General features: G+C 66.7%; 20 protein-coding genes. 14 read left to right on the top strand and 6 right to left on the bottom strand.

Annotation, left to right across the window (positions count from 1 at the left end; genetic code table 11):
- Nucleotides 1-47: 47 nt before the first annotated feature.
- Nucleotides 48-923 carry a LysR family transcriptional regulator gene (locus tag HWX87_RS18955; RefSeq protein ID WP_176048552.1) on the top strand — a complete coding sequence of 292 codons (876 nt, stop codon included), beginning with the start codon at nucleotides 48-50 and terminating at the stop codon, nucleotides 921-923.
- Here HWX87_RS18955 and HWX87_RS18960 read toward each other — a convergent pair whose 3' ends face one another.
- From HWX87_RS18960 to HWX87_RS18970, 3 genes are all read right to left on the bottom strand, one after another.
- On the bottom strand, nucleotides 924-1,484 hold the full coding sequence (locus tag HWX87_RS18960) for a hypothetical protein (protein ID WP_176048553.1): 561 nt from the start codon (nucleotides 1,482-1,484) through the stop codon (nucleotides 924-926).
- 141 nt (nucleotides 1,485-1,625) lie between these two features.
- Nucleotides 1,626-1,976 carry a hypothetical protein gene (locus HWX87_RS18965; RefSeq protein WP_176048554.1) on the bottom strand — a complete coding sequence of 117 codons (351 nt, stop codon included), beginning with the start codon at nucleotides 1,974-1,976 and terminating at the stop codon, nucleotides 1,626-1,628.
- A gap of 373 nt (nucleotides 1,977-2,349) precedes the next feature.
- Nucleotides 2,350-3,267 carry a LysR family transcriptional regulator gene (locus HWX87_RS18970; RefSeq protein ID WP_044848054.1) on the bottom strand — a complete coding sequence of 306 codons (918 nt, stop codon included), beginning with the start codon at nucleotides 3,265-3,267 and terminating at the stop codon, nucleotides 2,350-2,352.
- A 326-nt stretch (nucleotides 3,268-3,593) separates the two neighbouring features.
- On the opposite strand from HWX87_RS18970, the gene fae reads away from it, so the two are divergent.
- The 4 genes from fae (at nucleotide 3,594) to HWX87_RS18990 (ending at nucleotide 8,183) form a co-directional block, all read left to right on the top strand.
- Complete coding sequence (gene fae, locus HWX87_RS18975) at nucleotides 3,594-4,118, top strand: formaldehyde-activating enzyme (protein ID WP_124520836.1); 525 nt, start codon at nucleotides 3,594-3,596, stop codon at nucleotides 4,116-4,118.
- A gap of 41 nt (nucleotides 4,119-4,159) precedes the next feature.
- Nucleotides 4,160-5,182, top strand: coding sequence for an aldo/keto reductase (locus HWX87_RS18980; protein ID WP_176048555.1), 1,023 nt, complete (start codon nucleotides 4,160-4,162; stop codon nucleotides 5,180-5,182).
- A 54-nt stretch (nucleotides 5,183-5,236) separates the two neighbouring features.
- Nucleotides 5,237-6,688, top strand: coding sequence for an NAD-dependent succinate-semialdehyde dehydrogenase (locus tag HWX87_RS18985; protein ID WP_176048556.1), 1,452 nt, complete (start codon nucleotides 5,237-5,239; stop codon nucleotides 6,686-6,688).
- 160 nt (nucleotides 6,689-6,848) lie between these two features.
- Nucleotides 6,849-8,183 carry an MFS transporter gene (locus HWX87_RS18990; protein WP_244137722.1) on the top strand — a complete coding sequence of 445 codons (1,335 nt, stop codon included), beginning with the start codon at nucleotides 6,849-6,851 and terminating at the stop codon, nucleotides 8,181-8,183.
- A 182-nt stretch (nucleotides 8,184-8,365) separates the two neighbouring features.
- Here the strand turns inward: HWX87_RS18990 and HWX87_RS18995 are convergent, their stop codons facing one another.
- Both HWX87_RS18995 and HWX87_RS19000 read right to left on the bottom strand, forming a co-directional pair.
- Nucleotides 8,366-8,665, bottom strand: a complete 300-nt coding sequence (locus tag HWX87_RS18995) for a type II toxin-antitoxin system RelE/ParE family toxin (RefSeq protein WP_176048811.1) — start codon at nucleotides 8,663-8,665, stop codon at nucleotides 8,366-8,368.
- Entirely contained in the window at nucleotides 8,662-8,919 is a 258-nt protein-coding gene (locus HWX87_RS19000) for a type II toxin-antitoxin system ParD family antitoxin (RefSeq protein ID WP_124840527.1), read from the bottom strand. The genes HWX87_RS18995 and HWX87_RS19000 overlap by 4 nt, the downstream gene beginning before the upstream one ends.
- Nucleotides 8,920-9,142: 223 nt before the next feature.
- Between HWX87_RS19000 and HWX87_RS19005 the strand changes: the two genes are divergently transcribed.
- The 3 genes from HWX87_RS19005 to HWX87_RS19015 all read left to right on the top strand — a co-directional run bounded on the left by HWX87_RS19005 (nucleotide 9,143) and on the right by HWX87_RS19015 (nucleotide 11,045).
- A complete protein-coding gene (locus HWX87_RS19005) occupies nucleotides 9,143-9,862 on the top strand; it encodes a hypothetical protein (protein ID WP_176048558.1) in 720 nt (239 codons plus the stop codon).
- A 107-nt stretch (nucleotides 9,863-9,969) separates the two neighbouring features.
- On the top strand, nucleotides 9,970-10,695 hold the full coding sequence (locus HWX87_RS19010; RefSeq protein WP_176048559.1) for a hypothetical protein: 726 nt from the start codon (nucleotides 9,970-9,972) through the stop codon (nucleotides 10,693-10,695).
- Nucleotides 10,692-11,045: a hypothetical protein gene (locus tag HWX87_RS19015; RefSeq protein ID WP_176048560.1), complete on the top strand. Its 354-nt coding sequence runs from the start codon at nucleotides 10,692-10,694 to the stop codon at nucleotides 11,043-11,045. The genes HWX87_RS19010 and HWX87_RS19015 overlap by 4 nt, the downstream gene beginning before the upstream one ends.
- A gap of 166 nt (nucleotides 11,046-11,211) precedes the next feature.
- On the opposite strand, the gene HWX87_RS19020 is transcribed toward HWX87_RS19015, so the two are convergent.
- Nucleotides 11,212-12,087 (bottom strand): LysR family transcriptional regulator, encoded by an 876-nt coding sequence (locus HWX87_RS19020; RefSeq protein WP_176048561.1) that lies wholly within the window; start codon nucleotides 12,085-12,087, stop codon nucleotides 11,212-11,214.
- A gap of 216 nt (nucleotides 12,088-12,303) precedes the next feature.
- On the opposite strand from HWX87_RS19020, the gene HWX87_RS19025 reads away from it, so the two are divergent.
- The 6 genes from HWX87_RS19025 (at nucleotide 12,304) to HWX87_RS19050 (ending at nucleotide 20,009) form a co-directional block, all read left to right on the top strand.
- A complete protein-coding gene (locus HWX87_RS19025; protein WP_176048812.1) occupies nucleotides 12,304-13,242 on the top strand; it encodes a LysR substrate-binding domain-containing protein in 939 nt (312 codons plus the stop codon).
- 347 nt (nucleotides 13,243-13,589) lie between these two features.
- Nucleotides 13,590-15,014, top strand: a complete 1,425-nt coding sequence (gene aldA, locus HWX87_RS19030) for an aldehyde dehydrogenase (RefSeq protein ID WP_176048562.1) — start codon at nucleotides 13,590-13,592, stop codon at nucleotides 15,012-15,014.
- A 131-nt stretch (nucleotides 15,015-15,145) separates the two neighbouring features.
- On the top strand, nucleotides 15,146-16,486 hold the full coding sequence (locus HWX87_RS19035; protein WP_176048563.1) for an MFS transporter: 1,341 nt from the start codon (nucleotides 15,146-15,148) through the stop codon (nucleotides 16,484-16,486).
- On the top strand, nucleotides 16,483-17,700 hold the full coding sequence (locus tag HWX87_RS19040) for a mandelate racemase/muconate lactonizing enzyme family protein (protein WP_176048564.1): 1,218 nt from the start codon (nucleotides 16,483-16,485) through the stop codon (nucleotides 17,698-17,700). The genes HWX87_RS19035 and HWX87_RS19040 overlap by 4 nt, the downstream gene beginning before the upstream one ends.
- Before the next feature lie 15 nt (nucleotides 17,701-17,715).
- Nucleotides 17,716-19,383 (top strand): GMC family oxidoreductase N-terminal domain-containing protein, encoded by a 1,668-nt coding sequence (locus tag HWX87_RS19045; RefSeq protein ID WP_176048565.1) that lies wholly within the window; start codon nucleotides 17,716-17,718, stop codon nucleotides 19,381-19,383.
- Nucleotides 19,384-19,460: 77 nt separating this feature from the next.
- On the top strand, nucleotides 19,461-20,009 hold the full coding sequence (locus tag HWX87_RS19050) for a hypothetical protein (RefSeq protein WP_176048566.1): 549 nt from the start codon (nucleotides 19,461-19,463) through the stop codon (nucleotides 20,007-20,009).
- Nucleotides 20,010-20,066: the final 57 nt, after the last annotated feature.

A 20,066-nucleotide genomic window follows, 5' to 3' on the forward strand; every position in this document is an offset into this window, starting at 1 on the left:
ATAAAAACGCATAATGCTGATCGTTACGTTCAGTTTTCCTGATACCCATGAAGATGCTCGATCACGACGTGCTGGCCACCGTCGTCGCCGTCGCGGAGACCGGCAACATGACCCGCGCCGCCGAGGCCGTGAACCGCTCGCAGTCGGCCGTGAGCATGCAGATCAAGAGCCTGGAAGACGCGATCGGGCGACCGCTGTTCGTGCGCAAGCCGCGCAGCATCGTGCTGACGCGCGAAGGCGAGGTACTGCTGGGATTCGCCAGACGAATGCTGGCGCTGCGCGACGAGGCGTGGGCGGCCGTGGTGCGGCCGGAAGTAACCGGTAAAGTCGTGATCGGCGTGCCGGACGATTATGCGTCGTCGCTGCTGCCGTCGGTCCTGAAGAAGTTCTCGGCGACCTACCCGAAGGTCGAGATCCAGGTGATGGGGCTGCCGAGCAGCGCGCTCGCGCCGCTGATCAAGGAGGGCACCGTCGACCTCGTATGCGGCACGCGCATCAAGGGGCTGTCGGGCGACTTCATCCGCCACGAGCCGATGGCGTGGGCCGCGATGACGAACGGGCCGCGCGTGTGGGAAGAGCGGCCGCTGCCGATCGCGGTGTTCATGCCGGGCAGCGTCGCGCGCGAGAACGCGATCCGCAGCCTCGAGCGCGCGAAGGTGCCGTACCGCACTTCGTATGAAAGCCCGAGCCTGCTCGGGCTGCTCAGCATGGTCGAGGCCGGCCTCGCGGTCGCGCCGCTCGCGCGCTGCGCGATTCCCGCGCAACTGTCGATGCTCGGCCGAGCGCACGGGCTGCCCGACCTGCCGCCGCTCGAACTGATTCTCGCGCGCAGCACGAAATCGAAGCGGCCGCCGTGCGACTTTCTCGCGGAACAGTTGATGGAAGACCTGCAGCGGCCGACCGGGCAGACCAGCGACGCGTGATCAGCGCGTCGCGCCGAACCCGGCCGCGCCCAGCGCCGCGTTGACGTTCGCGGCAACCCGGTCGACGAGCGCTTCCAGCGTATCGCCGCGCACCTGCGTGTGTTCCGGCGCGACGTGCTCCGTGCGTTGCCAGCCCCACTGCGCGCCCGACGCGACCGACAGCGTCGCGCCGAAGCGATTGCCGTGGCGGCGGCCGAAGGTGCTCACGCGCCGCTCGGCCACGTAGTCCTGTTCGGGCAGACAGAGCCGGATCTCGACCGCGACCTGGTCGCGATCGTTGACGCGAGCGGCCGGGCTGACCGTCGCGGCGAACACCTTGCCGATCCGCCAGATTACGCACGTCTCCCAGGCTGCGAGCGGGCCGCCGGCCGCATCGGCCCGCTCGGTGTCGACCGACCATTGATGCCCGTCGGGCACGACGATCGCCTGATGCAGCAGCACTTCGGCCACGCGCACCGTCGTCACGAGCTGACGCGCGAGTTGCTGGCCCGACGGCAGCGACGCCGTCCGTACCCGGCGGCTTTCCGGCCGCTCGACATGCACTGCTTCCATGAGGTCCATGACCCCTCCGTAGTCAGGATCGGCGCCGCGCACGCGGTGCCGCGCGCCTGTCCGCCATCTGCGGACGGACGACACGGCAACCGGCGAACGGGCGGCGGATCGGACAAGCCATCAGGGAACGGGCAACAGCCGTTCCCCGCTTCACCGTGCCTTCGGCCCGACGCGCAACCGGCGCGCGACCGGCCCGATCACCGCGTCGGCCTGCTGCGCGATCAGCATGTGCAGCGTGAAATCCAGGTCTTCCGGCGCGATGTCGAAGTGCACGTGAACCACGTCGCGCACGGCACGCGCGCTGACGACATACACGCCGAGCGGGGAATGCAGCAGCGCCGCGAGCCGGGCATGCGCGCGTTCGCCGGAATCGGCCGTCAACGTGACGGGCAACTGCAGGCGCGGGCGCGGCGGCGGGAACGGAATGACGTTGTTGCGTACGCCGGCGCGCAACCGGCGGCCGGCGACATTGAAGGCGGGAACAGGATGAATGAAGGTCATGGAGCGGACGGAGGCCGTCTCGGCTGTTCGACACATCCTCAGCTTAGAAGAGACCGCATAAACGTCGTGCAAAGAAACGGCCTGCGGGCGCAAAAAACGGCGCGGGGGACGCGACACGTCACCGGCTGGTGGCTGGTGGCTGGTGGCTGGTGGCTGGTGGCTGGTGGCTGGTGGCTGGTGGCTGGTGGCTGGTGGCTGGTGGCTGGTGGCTGATGGGCGCTGGCCGCTGGCCGCTGGTCGCTGGCCGCTGGGCGGTGTGCGCCGGCCGGGCCGCTAAAGGCTGGCGGCCGGCGGCCGATCTCGCAGTCGCCATGCGCGTGCCGTGCCACCGCGCCACGGTCCGCGTCACCCCGCCTGCGCGTCGGTCGCCCCGCTACGCGAACGCCTCGAGCGACGCGCGCCGCCGCTCGTCGACCATCGATTCGATCAGCGACACCAGATCGTCGGTCAGCGGATCGCAGATGCCCGGCGAGCGGTGCAGTTCGAGATCGGCAGCCGGCAACGGCGGCAGCCCGTCCGTCTCGTCGAGCACGCGCCAGTTCTCGGGCAGCGTGCAGCGATCGATCATCGTCACGGCCGCGCCGTGGTTCACCGCGATCTTGATGCCGGTCGGGCTCTGGCTCGTATAGACGACGTGATACGGCCGCTCGGCCGTCGCGAGCGCCTGCAGCCCGCGCTGCCGGTAGCAGCACGTCTCCGGAAACAGCGCGAGCGGCACCGATGCCTGCGGGCCGAGCGCGAAATCCCGGTGCGCGGCCCACACGACCTCGTGACGGCCGAGCAGCCGTCCGCCCGCGTTCGGCCCGTGCCGCACGACGAGCGCGACGTCGAGCTCGCCGGCCTGCAGCCGTTCGAGCAACTCGAGCGACGTGCGGCAATGCACGTGAAAGCGCGCGCCCGGCCGCATCGCATAGAACGACTTCAACAGGTCGGGCAGCCACAGCTCCGCATAGTCCTCGGGCAGCCCGAAGCGCACGACGCCGCGGTCGCTGCTCGCCTGCTTCAGCGCGAGGATCGCGTCGTTCTGCACCTGGATGATGCGGCGCGCATGAATCAGGAAATTCTCGCCGTCGCGTGACAGTTCGAGCCGCCGGCTGTTGCGCATGAACAGGTGCGTGTCGAGCCGCTCCTCGAGCGTGCGGATGCGCAGGCTGATCGTCGATTGCGTGCGATGCAATTGCCGGGCCGCCGCGGTGAAGCCGCCGCTCTCGACCACGGCGACGAATGCGCGGATCAGCTCCGGATCGAGCGAACTGAGCTTCGACCAATCGGGCCTTTGAATGGCAGCCATCGGAATTACTCGCTTTCGAAAAAAGAAGGGAAGACGAAAGATAGGGCTCGGAGTACGCCGATTGTTGTCCGGATGCGCCCGGCCCTCCAACCCCTGCCCGGGTATGACAAACCCGGAGCCGGTTCGCGAATGCCCACCCGCCGATCCCGCCCCGCCCGCCGTCATGACGACGGCCGAGGCTTGCCCGGCGGGCGTTGGCGTGCCGGGCCGAGGGCATTCCCGGAGACGACGAAAACTCATAGCCCGATCAGAAAACATCGATTCACCGGCCGCGCCGCGGCCCACCACAATCGCCGCACACCCAACCTCATCGACGAGACACCGCAATGACCGCATCCCAACCCAGGCAGCTTTACATCGGCGAAGGCTTCGAAGGCCCCGGCGTCAACCTCGCACACATCAACGTGCTGGTCGGCCCGCGCAACGGCCCGGCAGGCCAGGCGTTCGCCACCGCGCTCGCGACGCCGTCGGCCGGCCACGCGCCGTTCGTCGTGATCGCACAGCCGGGCGTGCCGACCAAGCCGCTCACGCTGTACGTCAACAAGGCGCAGATCGCCAACGATTTCCACGGCAACGCCACGTGGGGCGCATCGCAGGCCGGCATCGCGAAGGCCGTGGCCGAAGCGCTCGAGAACGGCACGCTGCCGCCCGAAGCGGAGAACGACTGGGTCGTCGTGTCGGCGAACTGGGTGAACCCGCAAACCGACGATCTCGATGCCGTGTTCGAGAACAACTATCGCGCGTGCCGCAACGCGATCGTTGCCGCGATGGAAGGGCTGCCGCATCGCGACGCGGTGTTCGCCGCCGCGCGCGACGTGTCGAACCCGTTCTACACCCCGAAGAAAAACTGACGACGACGAGCGGCCGACACAAGGCCGCACCTGGAGGAAACATGGAATACGTCCGCCTGGGCCAGTCCGGCCTGAAGGTGTCCCGCCTGTGCCTCGGCACGATGAACATGGGCACCCCCGAATGGAAGCCCTGGATCTTCGACGAAGCGCAGAGCGAGCCGATCGTGCGCCGCGCGCTCGACGCCGGCGTCAACTTCATCGACCTCGCGGATTTCTATTCGACGGGCGTCGGCGAGGAAGTGGTCGGCCGCATCCTGAAGCGCAACGCGCGCCGCGAGGAGCTCGTCGTGACGACCAAGGTTGGCTACGACATGGGCAGTTATCCGAACGCAGGCGGCCATTCGCGCAAGCACGTGCTCGACGGCATCGACGCTTCGCTGAAGCGGCTCGGGATGGATTACGTCGACATCTTCATGCTGCACTTCTTCGATGTGAACACGCCCGTCGAGGAAACGATGAGCGCGCTCCACGACATCGTGCGCGCGGGCAAGGCGCGCTACATCGGCGTATCGACGATGTACACGTGGCAGTTCGCGAAGATCATGCAGGCCTGCGAACGAAACGGCTGGGACAAGCCGATCAACATGCAGCTGCAGCTGAACCTCGCGTATCGCGAGGAAGAGCGCGAGATGGTGCCGTACTGCATCGACCAGGGCGTCGGCGTGTCGGTGTTCAGCCCGCTCGCGCGCGGCCTGCTGACCTGCGAGCCGCAATCGACGCGCAACCAGACCGACTTCTTCACCGCACAGATGTACGGCGATGCTTCGTCGCTCGCGATCGCCGAATCGGTCGCGAAGGTCGCAAAGCGCCGCGGCGTACCGCCCGCGCAGATCGCGCAGGCGTGGGTGCTGAGTCGCCCCGGCATCGCGAGCATGCTGGTCGGCGCGGATTCCGTCGCGCAGTTCGACAGCGCGCTCGGCGCGCTCGAAACGCAGCTCACCGAAGAAGAACTGCACGAACTGGAGCGCAACTACACGCCGTGCGACCTGATCAACGACTACACGGCCGGCAAGCGGATCGCGCGCGCATCGCGTCCGGCGCAGGGCAGTTTCGCGACGGACTGAAGGACTGAAGGACTGAAGGACCGAAGCTCCGAGGCACTGAAGGAACGACACACAATGAACGAATTTCTGAGGACCGGCCATTACATCGGCGGTGAATGGCACGAATCGCATGGCGCGAGCGATGCAACCTATCCGGTGCTGAACCCCGCGACCGGCGAGACGATCGCGAAAGTCGCGAAAGGCGGCGCCGACGACACGCAGCGCGCCATCGACGCGGCCGCGCATGCGTTTCCCGCGTGGCGCGCACTGACCGCGAAGGAACGCGGCGCACGCGTGAAGCGCTGGGGCGAGCTGATGCTCGAACACCGCGACGCGCTCGCCGAGCTGCTGACGCGCGAACAAGGCAAGCCGCTCGCCGAAGCGCGCGGCGAAGTCGCGTACGCGGCGAGCTTTCTCGAATGGTTCGCGGAAGAAGCGAAGCGCATGTACGGCGACGTGATCCCGAGCCCGAAGCCGGATTCGCAGATCGTCGTCACGCGCGAGCCGGTCGGCGTCGTCGCGGCGATCACGCCGTGGAATTTCCCGCTCGCGATGATCACGCGCAAGGCCGGCCCCGCGCTCGCGGCCGGCTGCACGATGGTGCTGAAGCCGTCCGAGGAAACGCCGCTGTCGGCGTTCGCGCTCGCGGTGCTCGCCGAGCGCGCGGGCGTGCCGGCCGGCGTGTTCAACGTGGTGTCGGGCGACGCGGTCGCGATCGGCGAGACGCTGACGAGTTCGTCCGTCGTGCGCAAGCTGTCGTTCACGGGCTCGACGCGGGTCGGCAAGCTGCTCGCGAAGCAGTCGGCCGACACGCTGAAGAAGCTGTCGCTCGAACTCGGCGGCAACGCGCCGTTCATCGTGTTCGACGATGCCGATCTCGATGCGGCGGTCGTCGGCGCAATCGCGTCGAAGTTCCGTAATACCGGACAGACCTGCGTGTGCGTGAACCGCTTTCTCGTGCAGGACGGCGTGTACGACGCGTTCACACACAAGCTCGCGGATGCCGTGCGCAAGCTGCGCGTCGGCAACGCGCTCGCGGGTGAAGTCGACCAGGGGCCGCTGATCAACGAGGCGGCGCTCGGCAAGGTCGAGCGGCACGTGGCCGACGCCACCGCGAAGGGCGCGCACGCGCTCACCGGCGGCAAGCGTCATGGGCTCGGCGGCACGTTCTACGAGCCGACCGTGCTGACCGGGATGACGGCCGACATGCTGATCGCCGAAGAGGAAACCTTCGGCCCCGTCGCCGGCTGCTTCCGCTTCACGACCGAGGAAGAAGCCGTCGCCGCGGCCAACGACACGCCGTTCGGGCTGTCCGCGTACTTCTACACGCGCGACCTCGGCCGCGCGTGGCGCGTGTCGGGTGCGCTGGAAAGCGGGATGGTCGGCGTCAACGACGGGATCATCTCGACCGAAGTCGCGCCGTTCGGGGGCGTCAAGCAATCGGGGCTCGGCCGCGAAGGCTCGAAGTACGGCCTCGACGAATACGTGGAACTCAAGTACACGCTGATGGCCGGCCTCGGCCGCTGACCGCTCCCCGCGGTCGACCCGCGCCGCGCGCCGCCCGGCCGCGCGGCGCCTCGCACGACGCTCGCGGCGGCATGCCGCCTGCACGCGCCGCTGCGCACCAGATAACAATCCAGGAGGCAGCTTGACTCAAGCCAACGTTCAATCCGGCACCGCACGCGCATTGCCGCTGTCGCGTGGCGCCGGCGCGCCGCACCGCCCCGTCGCGCTCGACGACGTGCCGCTCAACCGTTTCCACGTGAAGATCGCCGGCCTGACGTTCGGCGCGCACTTCACCGAGGGCTACACGCTCGGCACGATCGGCTACGCGCTGGCCGCACTCGGCAAGCAGATGCCGATCGATGCGTTCTGGATGGGGATGATCGGCAGCTCGGCGCTGATCGGCATCTTTTTCGGCAGCCTCGTGTTCGGCTGGCTGTCCGACCGGATGGGCCGGCAGAAGATCTTCCTGACGAGCTTCGTGATCATCACGGCGGCCGCGTTCGCGCAGTGCTTTGTCACGTCGCCGCTCGAACTGTGCGTGCTGCGCGTGCTGATCGGCTTCGGGATGGGCGGCGACTTCACCGTCGGCCACGCGATCCTCGCCGAATTCTCGCCGCGCAAGCATCGCGGTGCGCTGCTCGGCTCGTTCAGCGTGATCTGGACGATCGGCTATGTCGCCGCGAACGTGCTCGGCCTCGCGTACAGCGACGCCGCGCCCGACGCATGGCGCTGGCTGCTCGCGTCGGCCGCGTTGCCTGCGCTGATCGTGCTGGTGCTGCGGATCGGCACGCCCGAATCGCCGCGCTGGCTGCTCGGCAAGGGCCGTGTGCAGGAAGCGCGCGCGATCGTCGCGAAGCATTTCGGGCCGCACGTGATGCTCGACGGTTCGGCCGAACCGCATGCGAATGCCGGCTTCGCGCGACTGTTCCAGCGTGACCTGATCCGCCCCACGATTTTCAACTGTGCGTTCTTCGTGTGCCTCGTGATTCCGTATTTCGCGATCTACACGTTCCTGCCGACGATCCTGAAGACGATCGGCCTCGCCGAAGGTTTCGGTGCGGACCTGCTGCTGAACGCGTTTCTCGTGCTGGGTGCGCTGATCGGCATCTGGCTGACGATCCGGCTGTCGCGACGCGGCTTCCTGATCGGCTCGTTCGCGGTGACGTGCGCGTCGCTCGTCGCGCTCGCGGTGCTGCCGTCGTCGGCGGCCGTCGCGATGATCGTCGCGTTCGCGATCTTCACGCTGACGATGTCGGCGTTCAGCAACCTCGTCGGCGTGTTCCCGCCCGAGTGCTTTCCGACCGAAGTGCGTGCATGCGGCGTCGGTCTCGCGATCGCGTGCAGCCGGCTCGGTTCGGCGATCGGCACGTTCCTGCTGCCGGCCGGCATCGCGACGCTCGGCTTTCACGCGACGATGTTCGCGCTCGCGGGCGTGCTGCTGGTGGGGATGATCGTGTCGATCGCGTGGGCACCGGAGACGAAGCATCTGACGCTGGAGGAGGCGTCGGGGCATTGACGACGGAGGCGGGTTGCGTGCCCGCCTCCGTCGTCGTGCCCCGTGCTTTCGCAGCGACATACGGCTCATGCGCGGTGGCGATGCGGAATGCGATCGGAACGAACCCGGCCAAGGCCGGGTTCATGCAATGCGGCCGGCGGATTCTCGTGTTCCCTGCGAGAAGAAGCGGTCGCCGATATCGCTCAGAACAGAATCGACGCGTAGTCCCGCGCGCCGTGCAGGATGTAAAGGATATCGATCCGCGTCGGCGGATCGCCGACGACACGATAGAAGATCTGGTAGTTGCCGTACACGCGGTGCCGCACGCCGTGGCGCTCGAAGCGCGGCACCAGCGGAAATGCCCGCGGCATCACGGCCAGGCCCAGACATTTGTCGCGAATCTCCCGCACGAACGTCACGGCGCGTTCCGGGTTGTCACGCGCGATGTAATCGGCGATCGCTTCGAGTTCGGCAATCGCGAAATCCGACAGGCGCACGGTCAGGCCTGACGATCGGCCTGGGCCCGGTACTTCGCCTCGAGACGATCGAAGACTTCCGCCGCCTCGGCGCCGCGTCCTGCTTCCGCATCGGCCACGCTGCGCGCGATCACCGCGTCCAGCGCATTCAGTTGCGCCTCGCGATCCTGGATCAGGCGCACGCCTTCGCGCAGCACTTCGCTCTTGGAACCGTAGCGCCCCGATTCGACCAGCTTCGCGACATAAGCCTCCAGTTGCTGGCCCAGTTCCGCGCTGATCATGTCGACCTCCCGACCGGATTGAATTCGATCCATCCAGCGTATCCCGGTTATCAACTATTATCAAGCGAACGATCTCCAGACGGGCCGGCGCGACTACTTTCACATGCGACCGGATGGGTGGAACGGAACGGGATTCAGACAGGCTGCTGCGGCGCCGCCATTCATCCGGGTTTCGCCTGCACTCGTGTAGCCTTGCCGAACGCTCACCATGCGGACACCGATCATGATTGAAGACATCGTCACGCCACAACCCGGCCTGAAGGTCTACCCGTCGGACACGGACGTCTTTGCCGAGCCCCATACCGCGCTCGCGCGCCATCTGCATCCGCTCGTATCGATCGACCTGTCGACGGTCAATCCATCGTGGGAGGGCTGGATCCACCTGCTCAGCCCCGTCGAACCTTATGACGGGCTCGTCGGGCAGGACACGGCCGCGTACCACAACGACTATCTGCGCGCGAACTGGATCGGGTTCCGGCTCGACGACGACAACCGCTACACGCTGCTCGGCGACCCGCGCTACTTCTATCTGGAAAACCCGCCCGGCACGCATGACGCAGGCTATCGCGCGGAACTGGAGGCGCATTACGCCGAGCAACAAGCCAGCATCGAAGCGGCGCGCCAGCGGTTCGCCGAATACGGCGTGCTCTACTCGTCCAACCAGTACGCGCCGGACGAGCGCGATTTCAGCCAGGAAAAACCGTGCAACATCATCGACCAGCTTGGCGGATCAGTCGGCTGGGGCAACTGGTCGGGCACCTCGGATTTTCCGGTCGACGACAGCGATCCGGACAACATCCGGCCGATCGGCCCCGACGGTGCACGCTTTCGCTTCGTCGCCGGTGTGACCGGATGGGAATATCGCGCGATGGGGGCGGACTGGATTCTGCTGTTTTACGAGCCGGTGAGCCGTGTGGCGTTGTTGACGTTCGACTGGTCGTAAGGCGGGCGGAAAAGGCGATCGTCCCGCATCGAGATTGGCCGTTTGGCGGACTCGGCCTGCCGGATTCGCGGCGATATGCTGGGGCTTTCCATTCATTGCCGGAAGCCATGCCCGCTCCAACTGTCGATCTCAGTCATGTTCTGCCGTACGAGACGACGTATTTCGACGATCGGCTCGAGGTCGATCGAAACGACCTCGATATTCCCGCGTTGCTTGGCGTGAGCGGCAACATCCCCGACGAACTGCTCGTTTCATTGTGCGGAGCGCCCGCCGGGTCGGAAATTCAAGCCTATGTCGACAGCGCGGACCGGCTGACATTCGCCGTCACGCATCCGAAATTGATCCGCTCGGAAAATCGCATCTCCGTGCTCAAAACCCCGGACACGCGCGTACTCGAATTGGGATCCATCGATCTTGTCGACACCGCTGTCGCCGGACTCGGCGCAGCGATGCTATGGCGAATCGTAAGAGCATGCGATAGGCTGAGGATTGCCCGGATCAGTGCGTTCGCGATAGGCGGTCGCAAAGCCGCCCCGGAACCCGGTGGACCAAAGCTCTCCGGATACTACGCATGGCCCAGGTTCGGCTTCGATGCGCCGATTCCGAATCGGCACGGTGACGAGGCTGCACTGTTCCAGCATTTCCCCGGATATCCGGTCGGGTTGGCCGACCGGTCGCTTCGGTCGCTACGTGCACTCTACGCAACGCGATTCGGGCGGGACTTCTGGCGAGTCGCCGGGTCACATCGCTGGATGACATTCGAGGTTGCCCCGCATAGCCAGTCAGTGCTGACGCTGCAGCAATACCTGATCGAGAAAGGAATTTACGAATGACACAAAAGCACCATCCGATCACGGGCTTCCGTTTCGCGAAGCAAATAGCCAGGCGCAGCCGCATGACGAACGAGAATCGCCCCATTCGTCTCTCGGAAATCCGGCAGCTCATTGGCGAACTCGTCGCAAGCACACGCCATCACGATCAAGCGCAGGCGGCGCTGACGTCTGCCGTCGAATATCACGTGCAACCGGCCGGCAAGCCGGCATCACCGCCGCAAAGAAAAGTCTTCGACGTGGGGCCGATCGATCACTCGAAAAGCACATTGCAGATCATCTCGATGGCCGATGCCGAAGCCCGTTGTCGCCGGGAAACACTCCTGCACTTCGGACAGGACCCCGACCTCTAGCCCGCGGCAATGGAATGTAACCGCGCGGCTCGGTTCAACGACGATCTAGCCAGCCTTCAGTTCGTAACGATCTTTGACAGACGCCCAAGCAGGAGGCACCGCACGACCGGCGCGGACTGATCCGATTTCCCCCACCCCTCGATCAGCCGCGTCCCGCCATCACCCTCTACCCCCGCCTCGCCACCTGCCCCCGCAACCACGCGGCAAACGCAACCACGTGCTCGACCGCGACACTCTCCGGCTCGACATCGAGCCAATAGCCGAACGGCCCGATCGGCTGCACCGGCGACAGCCGCACGAGGCTGCCCTCGGCGATCTCCTCCTCGATCATGTTGAGGTCGACCACCGCCAGCCCCGCGCCCTTGCGCGCCGCGCGGATCGCCTGTTCGAGCGTGGAAAACTCGATGCCGTCGCCGATCCGCGCCACCGGCACGCCCGCCTGCTCGCACCAGTCGGCCCATAACGTCAGGCGCTTGCCTTCGTGCAGCACATGCAGCGACGGCAGCCGGCCGAGCAGCACGTCGAGCGCATCGCCGCGATAACGCGGCGCACCGACAAGCGCATGCCGCTCCATCATCAGCAGCTCCGACTGCATCCCGGCGCGCGCCGCGCGCCCGAAGCGGATGTGGCAATGACAATCGTCGGCCGGCTCGGTGCGGATCGACAACTCGACGTCGGGCAGCGCCTCCGCGAGCGTGCCGAGCCGCGGCGAAAACCACTGCGTCGCGAACGTCGGCGGCAGCGACACCGTCAGGCGCCGCTTCGCACCCGGCCGCGTGGCGGCGACTTCGTCGACGCCACGTTCGATCGTGTCGAACGCCTGCCCGATGAACGGCAGCAACCGCTGGCCGGCATCGGTCAGGCGCACACCCTTGTGATCGCGCTCGAACAGCCGCGCGCCGAGCGCCTCCTCGAGCAGCCGGATCTGCCGGCTCACCGCCCCCTGCGTCACGCACAGCGATACCGCCGCACGGTTGAAGCTCAGGTGACGCGCGGTCTCCTCGAAAAATCGCAGCGCGATCAACGATGGCAGGCGTCGCATGATGTGTGTCCCTTTCGTTCGTATCGTTTGTATCGTTCGTGTCGTTCACGCTGTTGCGCGCCGGCGCCGCCGACCATCCTGCGCGCCAACCGCCGCGCCGTAAAAACCCCGGGGGCCCGCGTCCTCCGTCGCATCCATTCATCGTCCCCGCGCCCGCGCCGCCCGCCTACAATAAGCATCCCGCACCAAACACGACACCGCCCCGTGAGACGCAAGATGCCGGCGCTGAACGCGCTGAAAGCCTTCGAGATGGCCGGCCGCACCGGCAGCTTCACACGCGCGGCCGAACTGCTCAACGTGACGCAGAGCGCGGTGAGCCGCCAGGTTCGCCAGCTCGAAGGCCAGCTCGGCGAAACCCTGCTCGAGCGCCGCCATCACCAGCTCGAACTGACGGCAGCGGGCCGCGTGCTGCTGCGCGCGCTGCAGCAATCGTTCGACAAGATCGAGCTGACCGTACGCAGCCTGCAGGAAAAAACCCACCTGAACCGCCTGCGCGCGAACGTGCCGCCCACCTTCGCCGCGCGCTGGTTGATGCCGCGGCTCGGCCGGCTGCGCGACGCGCATCCCGAATTCGAGCTGAGCCTCACGACCCGCATTCACGACAGCCTCGGCGAATCGCGCGTGCTCGACTGCGCGATCCGGTTCGGCGACGGCGAATGGGACGGCTTCGACAACGCATTGCTGATGCAGGAGCAGCATATCGCCGTCTGCGCGCCCGCGCTGTATGCGCGGCTGCGACAGGACGGCGCGCCGATCGACCTGAACCGCTTCACGCTACTGCACGTGCTCGCCACCGACGACCAGCGCTATCTGACCTGGCAGCACTGGCTGAAAGCCGCCGGCATCGCGGATGTCGACACGCGCGGCGGCTACGAATTCGACCTGCTCGACCACGCGATCCGCGCGGCGATCGACGGCCTCGGGATCACGATCGCCGATCGCCACATGGTCGCGCGCGAACTGGCGACCGGGCAACTGATGCAGGTGCTCAACGTACACGTCGACGGCCACCAGTCGTACTGGTTCGTCACGCGGCCCGAGCAGACGAACCTGCCGCACATCGTCCAGTTTCGCGAGTGGCTGCAGCAGGAAGTGTGGCTCGCGAAGCGCCATCTCGAACCGTCGTCGCCGCTGCCTCAAGTGCCGCTGGCCTGACGCGCGATCCGTCCCCGACCGCCGCGACCGCGACCGCCGGCTGCGGGCCGCGGGCCGCGGGCCGCGGGCCGCGGGCGACACCTTACCGGCTCCCGCGCGGGTCCGCACGCGGACCGGTCGAAAATACGACAGGGCCGCCGCCCGCGCGCCATCCCGCCACCACCACGACAGCCTTGCCGGACGGCCGACTCCGGGCGACTTGTCGAGTAACGTGCGTTTTTCTCATGCTCGGCGCGAAAATAAGTCGTTTGCCGTGCGCTAAACGCATGAACAGAATGGCCTCCATCCCATGCCACGCGTGTCGCCACCCGAAGCGATCCGCCTGCATTCATCGGAGGAGTCACTTCATGCGCACCGAACGCAACTACGTGAACGGCCGTTTCGTTGCCCCGGAAAGCGACGCGTTCATCGTCGTCCACAATCCCGCCACCGAAGCGCCGTTCGCGCGCGTGCCGGCCGCGACGCCGGCCGACGCACTTGCCGCCGTCGACGCCGCAGCAGCCGCGCAGAAGGCATGGCGCAAGCTGCCGAGCGCCGAGCGTGCCGCGTACCTGCACCGCTTCGCCGACGCGCTGACCGCGCGTGCCCCCGAGATCGGCGCGGCGCTCGCGCAGGAATCCGGCAAGAGCGTCGAGGACGCGTCGAACGAAGCCGTCTACGCGGGCCAGATCACGCGCTATCACGCCGAGTGGGCGCGCCGGATCGAGGGCGAGATCATCCCGAGCGACACGCCCGACGAGAACCTGTTCCTGCAGCGCGAGCCGATCGGCGTCGTCGCGTGCCTGATCCCGTTCAACTACCCCGTCTACACGCTGCTGCGCAAGGTCGCGCCCGCGCTGATCGCGGGCAACACCGTGGTCGTGCGGCCGAGCAACCACACGCCGGTGTCCGCGTTCGAGATCGCGAAGGCGGCCGACGACGCGGGCTTCCCGCCGGGTGTCATCAACATCCTGACGATGGACCACGCGACGGCCGAAGCGCTGTGCACGCACCCCGCAGTCGGGATGATCACGCTGACCGGCAGCGTGAACGCGGGCCGCAAGGTACTCGATTACTGCAAGACGAACATCGCGAAGCCGTCGCTCGAACTCGGCGGCAAGACGCCCGCGATCATCGAGCCCGACGCCGATCTCGAACGCGCGGCCGCTGCGCTCGTCGCGTCGAAGACGACCCATTGCGGCCAACTCTGCACGGCGATCGAGCGCGTGTACGTGCACGACAGCGTGCACGACCGCTTCGTCGCGCTGCTGAAGGAGAAGATGGCGGCCGTGCGCATCGGCAACCGTGCGGAAGACGCCACACGGATGGGCCCGCTCGTCAGCGCTTCGGCGCGCGCGCACATCCACGGAATGGTCGAACGCGCGATCGCGGCTGGTGCGACGCTCGAAACCGGTGGCGCGATCCCCGACGGCCCCGGCTTCTTCTACCCGGCCACGCTGCTCACCGGCGTGCGGCAGGACATGGAGATCGTGCAGGAGGAAACCTTCGGCCCGATCATGCCCGTACTGCGCTACACGACGATCGACGAAGCGATCGCGCAGGCGAACGACCACCAGTTCGGCCTGTCGTCGGTGCTCTACACCGAGTACTACCGCACCGCGATGACCGTCGCGAACGCGATCGAAGCCGGCGAGCTGTACGTGAACCGCACGCCGGCCGATCCGTACCAGGGCTTCCATGCCGGCTGGAAACGTTCGGGCCTCGGCGGCGACGACGGCAAGCACGGGATGCTCGAATTCACGCAGACGCGCCTCGTCGTCATGAAGTACTGACGCCGTCACGCCGACGCATCGTTTCCGGCGCGCGCCCCCGACACCACGCCGCGCGCGCCGCACCTGACCCAACCAGAACATAAGAAATCTGCAGGCCTCCGCTTCAAGGACGCCTGATGGAGGAAGACATCATGCCGACCCAACCGTCGACACCCGCCGCGTCGCTCGCGTTGCAAGACAAAACGCTCGACGCCCACGCGTCGCAGCATTCCCGTGCGCAACGCTACCTGCAACTGCTGCTGCTCGTGATCGCCGCGGGCGCGATCTACCCGATGCTGTATCTGCGGCAGGTGTACCAGCCGACGATGCTGCAGTTCTTCCATATCGACGACGTACAGCTCGGCTACCTGTACTCGTCGCTCGGCACGATCTTCCTCGTCAGCTACCTGCCGAGCGGCTGGCTGGCCGACCGTCTGTCGCCGCGCTGGCTGATCTGCTTCTCGCTGCTCGCGACGGGCGCGCTCGGGCTCGTCTACGCGACCGGGCCGTCGTTCGACACGCTCGTGCTGATCTTCGGCGGCTGGGGGCTGACCACCGGCCTCACGTTCTGGGCCGCCGTGATCAAGCGCGTGAACATGATCGCGGGCCCCGACGAACAGGGTCGTTTCTTCGGGCTGCTCGACGGCGGCCGCGGGCTCGTCGAGGCGCTGCTCGCGACGATCGCGATCACGCTGTTCGCCTACGTGACGCAGGCGCACGGCAGCACCGATGCGGCCGGCTTCAGGCTCGTCGTGCATCTGTACGCGTTCTTCTGCATCGCGCTCGGCGTGCTGCTCGCGCTGGTGAAGGATCCGGCGGGCGCGAACGAACGCAAGGCCGTGACGGAACGCCGAAAAGGCAACGTGCTGTCCGACCTGAAGACGCTCGCGGCGATCCCCGAGCTGTGGCTCGTCGCCGCGATCGTGTTCTGCGGCTACCAGGTGTTCTGGGCAACCTACAGCTTCTCGGCCTACCTGCACGAAGGTAATTTCGGGCTCAGCGCGACGGCGGCCGGCTTCATCACGACGCTCAAGCTGTGGATGCGCCCCGTCGGCGGCATCGGCGGCGGCTTCCTCGGCGACCGCGTCTCGAAGGTGTCGGTTCTGTTCTGGGCGCTGGTGCTCGCCGCGCTGTCGCTCGTCGGGCTGATCGCAGCGCCCGCGCACAGCCCGCAGGCGATGCTCGTCGTGCTCGTGCTGTTCATCGGCATCCTCACCTACGCGATCCGCGGCCTGTACTGGTCGCTGCTCGACGACTGCAAGGTGCCGACGCATTGCGCGGGCCTCGCGATCGGCCTGATCTCGGTGCTCGGCTATTCGCCCGACGTGTTCGTGCCGCTGATCAACGGCTACGTGACGCAGACCTACCCGGGCGCGCACGGCTACCAGCTCTATTTCGGCTATATCGCGGCCATCGCGCTCTGCGGCGCGGGCGCGGCCGCCTTCCTCAAATACCGCCTCACCCGCATTCACCGAATCCAGGAGTCCGTATGAAGATCGTTTCTCTCGAAACCCATATCGTCGCCGTGCCGCCGCCGCATGTCGGCGGGATGTACTGGATCTTCGTGAAGCTGAAGACCGACGACGGCATCGAAGGCGTCGGCGAAATCTACTCGGCGACGTTCGGCCCGAAGGCAATGGCCCCGATCATCGACGACGTGTTCGAACGCCATCTGCTGAACCGCGACCCGCATCACGTCGAACGGCTGTTCCGCCAGGCCTATTCGAGCGGCTTCACGCAGCGCCCCGACCTCACGATGATGGGCGTCGTCAGCGGCCTTGAAATGGCGTGCTGGGACATCATCGGCAAGGCCGCCGGCAAACCCGTGTACGAACTGCTCGGCGGGAAGATCCACGAGCGGCTGCGCTCGTACACGTACCTGTACCCGAAGAACGCCAAGGGCGAATACGACTACGACGACCCCGACCTCGCGGCCGAATGCGCGGCCGAGAACGTGAAGCTCGGCTTCACGGCCGTCAAGTTCGACCCGGCCGGCCCGTACACGGCGTACTCCGGCCACCAGTTGTCGCTGGAAGTGCTCGACCGCTGCGAGCTGTTCTGCCGCAAGGTGCGCGAAGCCGTCGGCAGCAAGGCCGACCTGCTGTTCGGCACGCATGGGCAAATGGTGCCGTCGTCGGCGATCCGGCTCGCGAAGCGGCTCGAGAAATACGACCCGCTGTGGTTCGAGGAGCCGGTCCCCCCCGGCCAGGAAGAGGCGATCGCACAAGTCGCGAAGCATACGTCGATTCCGATCGCGACCGGCGAGCGCCTGACCACCAAGTACGAATTCCACAAGCTGCTGCAGGCGGGCGGCGCATCGATCCTGCAGCTGAACGTCGCGCGCGTGGGCGGCCTGCTCGAAGCGAAGAAGATCGCGACGCTCGCCGAAGTGCACTACGCGCAGATCGCACCGCACCTGTACAACGGGCCGGTGGGCGCCGCCGCGAGCATCCAGCTCGCGACCTGCACGCCGAACTTCCTGATCCAGGAAAGCATCATGACGTGGGGCGGCTTCCACGCGGAAGTCGTGAAGACGCCGATTCGCTGGGAAGACGGCTACATCATCCCGTCGAACGAGCCGGGCCTCGGCATCGAGCTCGACATGGACGTCGTGAAGCGCCACACGCCCTACACCGGCGAACGGCTGCACCTGCAGATGGGCGAACACCCCGTCGACGTGAAGGATCTCGCCCCCGCGAAGGGCTGAGCGCAAAGGACAGACATGAGCTACGACTACATCATCGTCGGCGCGGGCTCGGCCGGCTGCATCCTCGCGAACCGCCTGAGCGAATCGGGCCGGCACTCGGTGCTGCTGCTCGAAGCGGGCGAACGCGACGCGTCGTTCTGGTTCAAGGTGCCGGTCGGCTTCACGAAGACCTACTACAACCGCCGCTACAACTGGATGTACTACAGCGAGCCCGAGGCGCAGCTCGCCGATCGCAAGCTGTACTGCCCGCGCGGCAAGGTGGTCGGCGGGTCGGGCTCGATCAACGCGATGGTCTACGTGCGCGGCCAGCGCAGCGACTACGACGACTGGGCGAACGCCGGCAATCCGGGCTGGGCGTACGACGACGTGCTGCCGTACTTCCGCAAGCTCGAAACCCACGCGGCCGGCGCGACCGATCCGCAGCATCACGGCGCGACGGGGCCGATCCACATCACGTCGATGAAGGCCGACGTGCATCCGATCGTCCACGAGTTCCTGAAGGGTTGCGGGCAACTGAACCTGCCGCGCACCGACGATTTCAACGGCGCGCAGTTCGAGGGCGCGGGCATCTACGATCTGAACACGAAAAACGGCGAACGCTGCTCCAGCAGCTTCGCGTACCTGCGTCCCGCGCTGGGCCGTTCGAACCTCACGCTGCGCTCGGGCGTGCTCGTGCGGCGCGTGACGTTCGACGGCACGCGCGCGACCGGCGTGGTCGTCGCCGGCGAGCATGGCGACGAAACGCTCGTCGCCGCGCGCGAGGTGATCCTCGCGGCCGGCGCGGTCGATACGCCGAAGCTGCTGCAGTTGTCGGGGGTCGGCGATCCGGCGCTGCTCGCGCGCCACCACGTGCCGCTCGTGCAGGCACTGCCGGCCGTCGGCCGCAACCTGCAAGACCACCTGTGCGTGAGCTTCTACTTCAAGGCGAACCGGCCGACGCTGAACGACGAGATGGGTACGCCCATCGGCAAGATGAAGATCGGCTTGCGCTACCTGCTGACGAAGCGCGGCCCGCTCGCAATGAGCGTGAACCAGGCGGGCGGCTTCTTCCGCGGCACGGCCGATGCGCAGGAGCCGAACATTCAGCTCTACTTCAACCCGCTGTCGTACCGGATCCCGAAGAGCGACCGCGCGAGCATCAAGCCCGAGCCTTACTCCGGATTCCTGATCGCATTCAACCCGTGCCGGCCGACGAGCCGCGGCACGATCGAGATCGCGTCGAACCGCGTGGAAGATGCCGCGAAGATCCACATCAACGCGCTCACCACGCAGAAGGATCTCGACGAGGCCGTGCAGGGCAGCAAGGTGATTCGTGCGCTGATGCGCGCGCCGGCGCTGAAGTCGATGACCGTCGAGGAAATCTCGCCGGGGCCGCAGGTCGATTCAGACGAAGCGATGCTGCAGTATTTCCGCGAGCAGTCGGGTTCGATCTACCACCTGTGCGGCTCGTGCGCGATGGGGCCGGACGCGGCGACGTCGGTGGTCGATGCGTCGCTGCGCGTGCACGGGCTGCAGGCGCTGCGGATCGTCGACGCGTCGGTGTTCCCGAACATCACGTCGGGCAACATCAACGCGCCGACGATGATGGTCGCGGAGAAAGGCGCGGATCTGATTCTGGCGGATGCGTCGCGCGGCGAGACGGCTGACGCGCGGACCGGCGAACGGGAGCCCGTCGCGCACTGAGTGGTCGCCAGGGGGCCTGTCGAAAGTCGTTCATAATTTACGAGGTCTTCCACCTCGCGCGACAGGTTCCCGATTCGATGGCGACACAAAAAAAAGAAATGAAGAGATGGCACGCAATCACCTTTCTCTCGCTGATTCTCGCGCCGCTCGTCATCATGTTCGTCGGCCTGTTTGCGACGAAGCACTGCTACCCTGCCGACTGGCCCGGTTCCTCGGCTGTCGTCGCCGGATTCGCCATTGCCTTCGCGCTGCTTGCCGTGATCGTCACGTCGGACCTGCGAAAGGCGGGCGGCCTCAAGGAGCTCCTTTTCTGCCTTTTCATGTTCGGCGGCCTGGGCATGATGTTCGGCAACTTCACGCTCAGCGCGCTGGTCAGAATGACCGCGCATTCGCCCCGCTCCTTCGAGGCCGGCTTCGCGCTGGACGAGTCCGGTCCGAAGGGCTGCCGGCACCAGGTCACATTCATGGACAACGGACTCGCTGCGCCGGTCTCGGTGTGCAACCGTGATCTGGATCTGCCTGACGCAAGCGCGTCGGGCATCGTCCGCGTCAAGGAACTGGTCGGCCCGTACGGCGTGCGGCTGACCGACATATCGGTCGTCACGTCGACCGCGGCCGGCAAGTAGTGTCGTCTCGCAACCAACCACCGCCGGCCCGGTTCGCACTCGTGCGCCTCGCCACGA

The organism is Burkholderia sp. BCC1644 (genome assembly GCF_902833225.1).
In the GTDB taxonomy this organism is placed as follows: domain Bacteria; phylum Pseudomonadota; class Gammaproteobacteria; order Burkholderiales; family Burkholderiaceae; genus Burkholderia.

Bases quoted from the DNA above. Each gene is read 5' to 3' on its own strand.
- HWX87_RS18955 (WP_176048552.1), top strand. From the start codon at position 48: ATGAAGATGCTCGATCACGACGTGCTGGCCACCGTCGTCGCCGTCGCG.
- HWX87_RS18960 (WP_176048553.1), bottom strand. From the start codon at position 1,484: ATGGACCTCATGGAAGCAGTGCATGTCGAGCGGCCGGAAAGCCGCCGG.
- HWX87_RS18965 (WP_176048554.1), bottom strand. From the start codon at position 1,976: ATGACCTTCATTCATCCTGTTCCCGCCTTCAATGTCGCCGGCCGCCGG.
- HWX87_RS18970 (WP_044848054.1), bottom strand. From the start codon at position 3,267: ATGGCTGCCATTCAAAGGCCCGATTGGTCGAAGCTCAGTTCGCTCGAT.
- fae (WP_124520836.1), top strand. From the start codon at position 3,594: ATGACCGCATCCCAACCCAGGCAGCTTTACATCGGCGAAGGCTTCGAA.
- HWX87_RS18980 (WP_176048555.1), top strand. From the start codon at position 4,160: ATGGAATACGTCCGCCTGGGCCAGTCCGGCCTGAAGGTGTCCCGCCTG.
- HWX87_RS18985 (WP_176048556.1), top strand. From the start codon at position 5,237: ATGAACGAATTTCTGAGGACCGGCCATTACATCGGCGGTGAATGGCAC.
- HWX87_RS19000 (WP_124840527.1), bottom strand. From the start codon at position 8,919: ATGATCAGCGCGGAACTGGGCCAGCAACTGGAGGCTTATGTCGCGAAG.
- HWX87_RS19005 (WP_176048558.1), top strand. From the start codon at position 9,143: ATGATTGAAGACATCGTCACGCCACAACCCGGCCTGAAGGTCTACCCG.
- HWX87_RS19010 (WP_176048559.1), top strand. From the start codon at position 9,970: ATGCCCGCTCCAACTGTCGATCTCAGTCATGTTCTGCCGTACGAGACG.
- HWX87_RS19015 (WP_176048560.1), top strand. From the start codon at position 10,692: ATGACACAAAAGCACCATCCGATCACGGGCTTCCGTTTCGCGAAGCAA.
- HWX87_RS19020 (WP_176048561.1), bottom strand. From the start codon at position 12,087: ATGCGACGCCTGCCATCGTTGATCGCGCTGCGATTTTTCGAGGAGACC.
- HWX87_RS19025 (WP_176048812.1), top strand. From the start codon at position 12,304: ATGCCGGCGCTGAACGCGCTGAAAGCCTTCGAGATGGCCGGCCGCACC.
- aldA (WP_176048562.1), top strand. From the start codon at position 13,590: ATGCGCACCGAACGCAACTACGTGAACGGCCGTTTCGTTGCCCCGGAA.
- HWX87_RS19035 (WP_176048563.1), top strand. From the start codon at position 15,146: ATGCCGACCCAACCGTCGACACCCGCCGCGTCGCTCGCGTTGCAAGAC.
- HWX87_RS19040 (WP_176048564.1), top strand. From the start codon at position 16,483: ATGAAGATCGTTTCTCTCGAAACCCATATCGTCGCCGTGCCGCCGCCG.
- HWX87_RS19045 (WP_176048565.1), top strand. From the start codon at position 17,716: ATGAGCTACGACTACATCATCGTCGGCGCGGGCTCGGCCGGCTGCATC.
- HWX87_RS19050 (WP_176048566.1), top strand. From the start codon at position 19,461: ATGGCGACACAAAAAAAAGAAATGAAGAGATGGCACGCAATCACCTTT.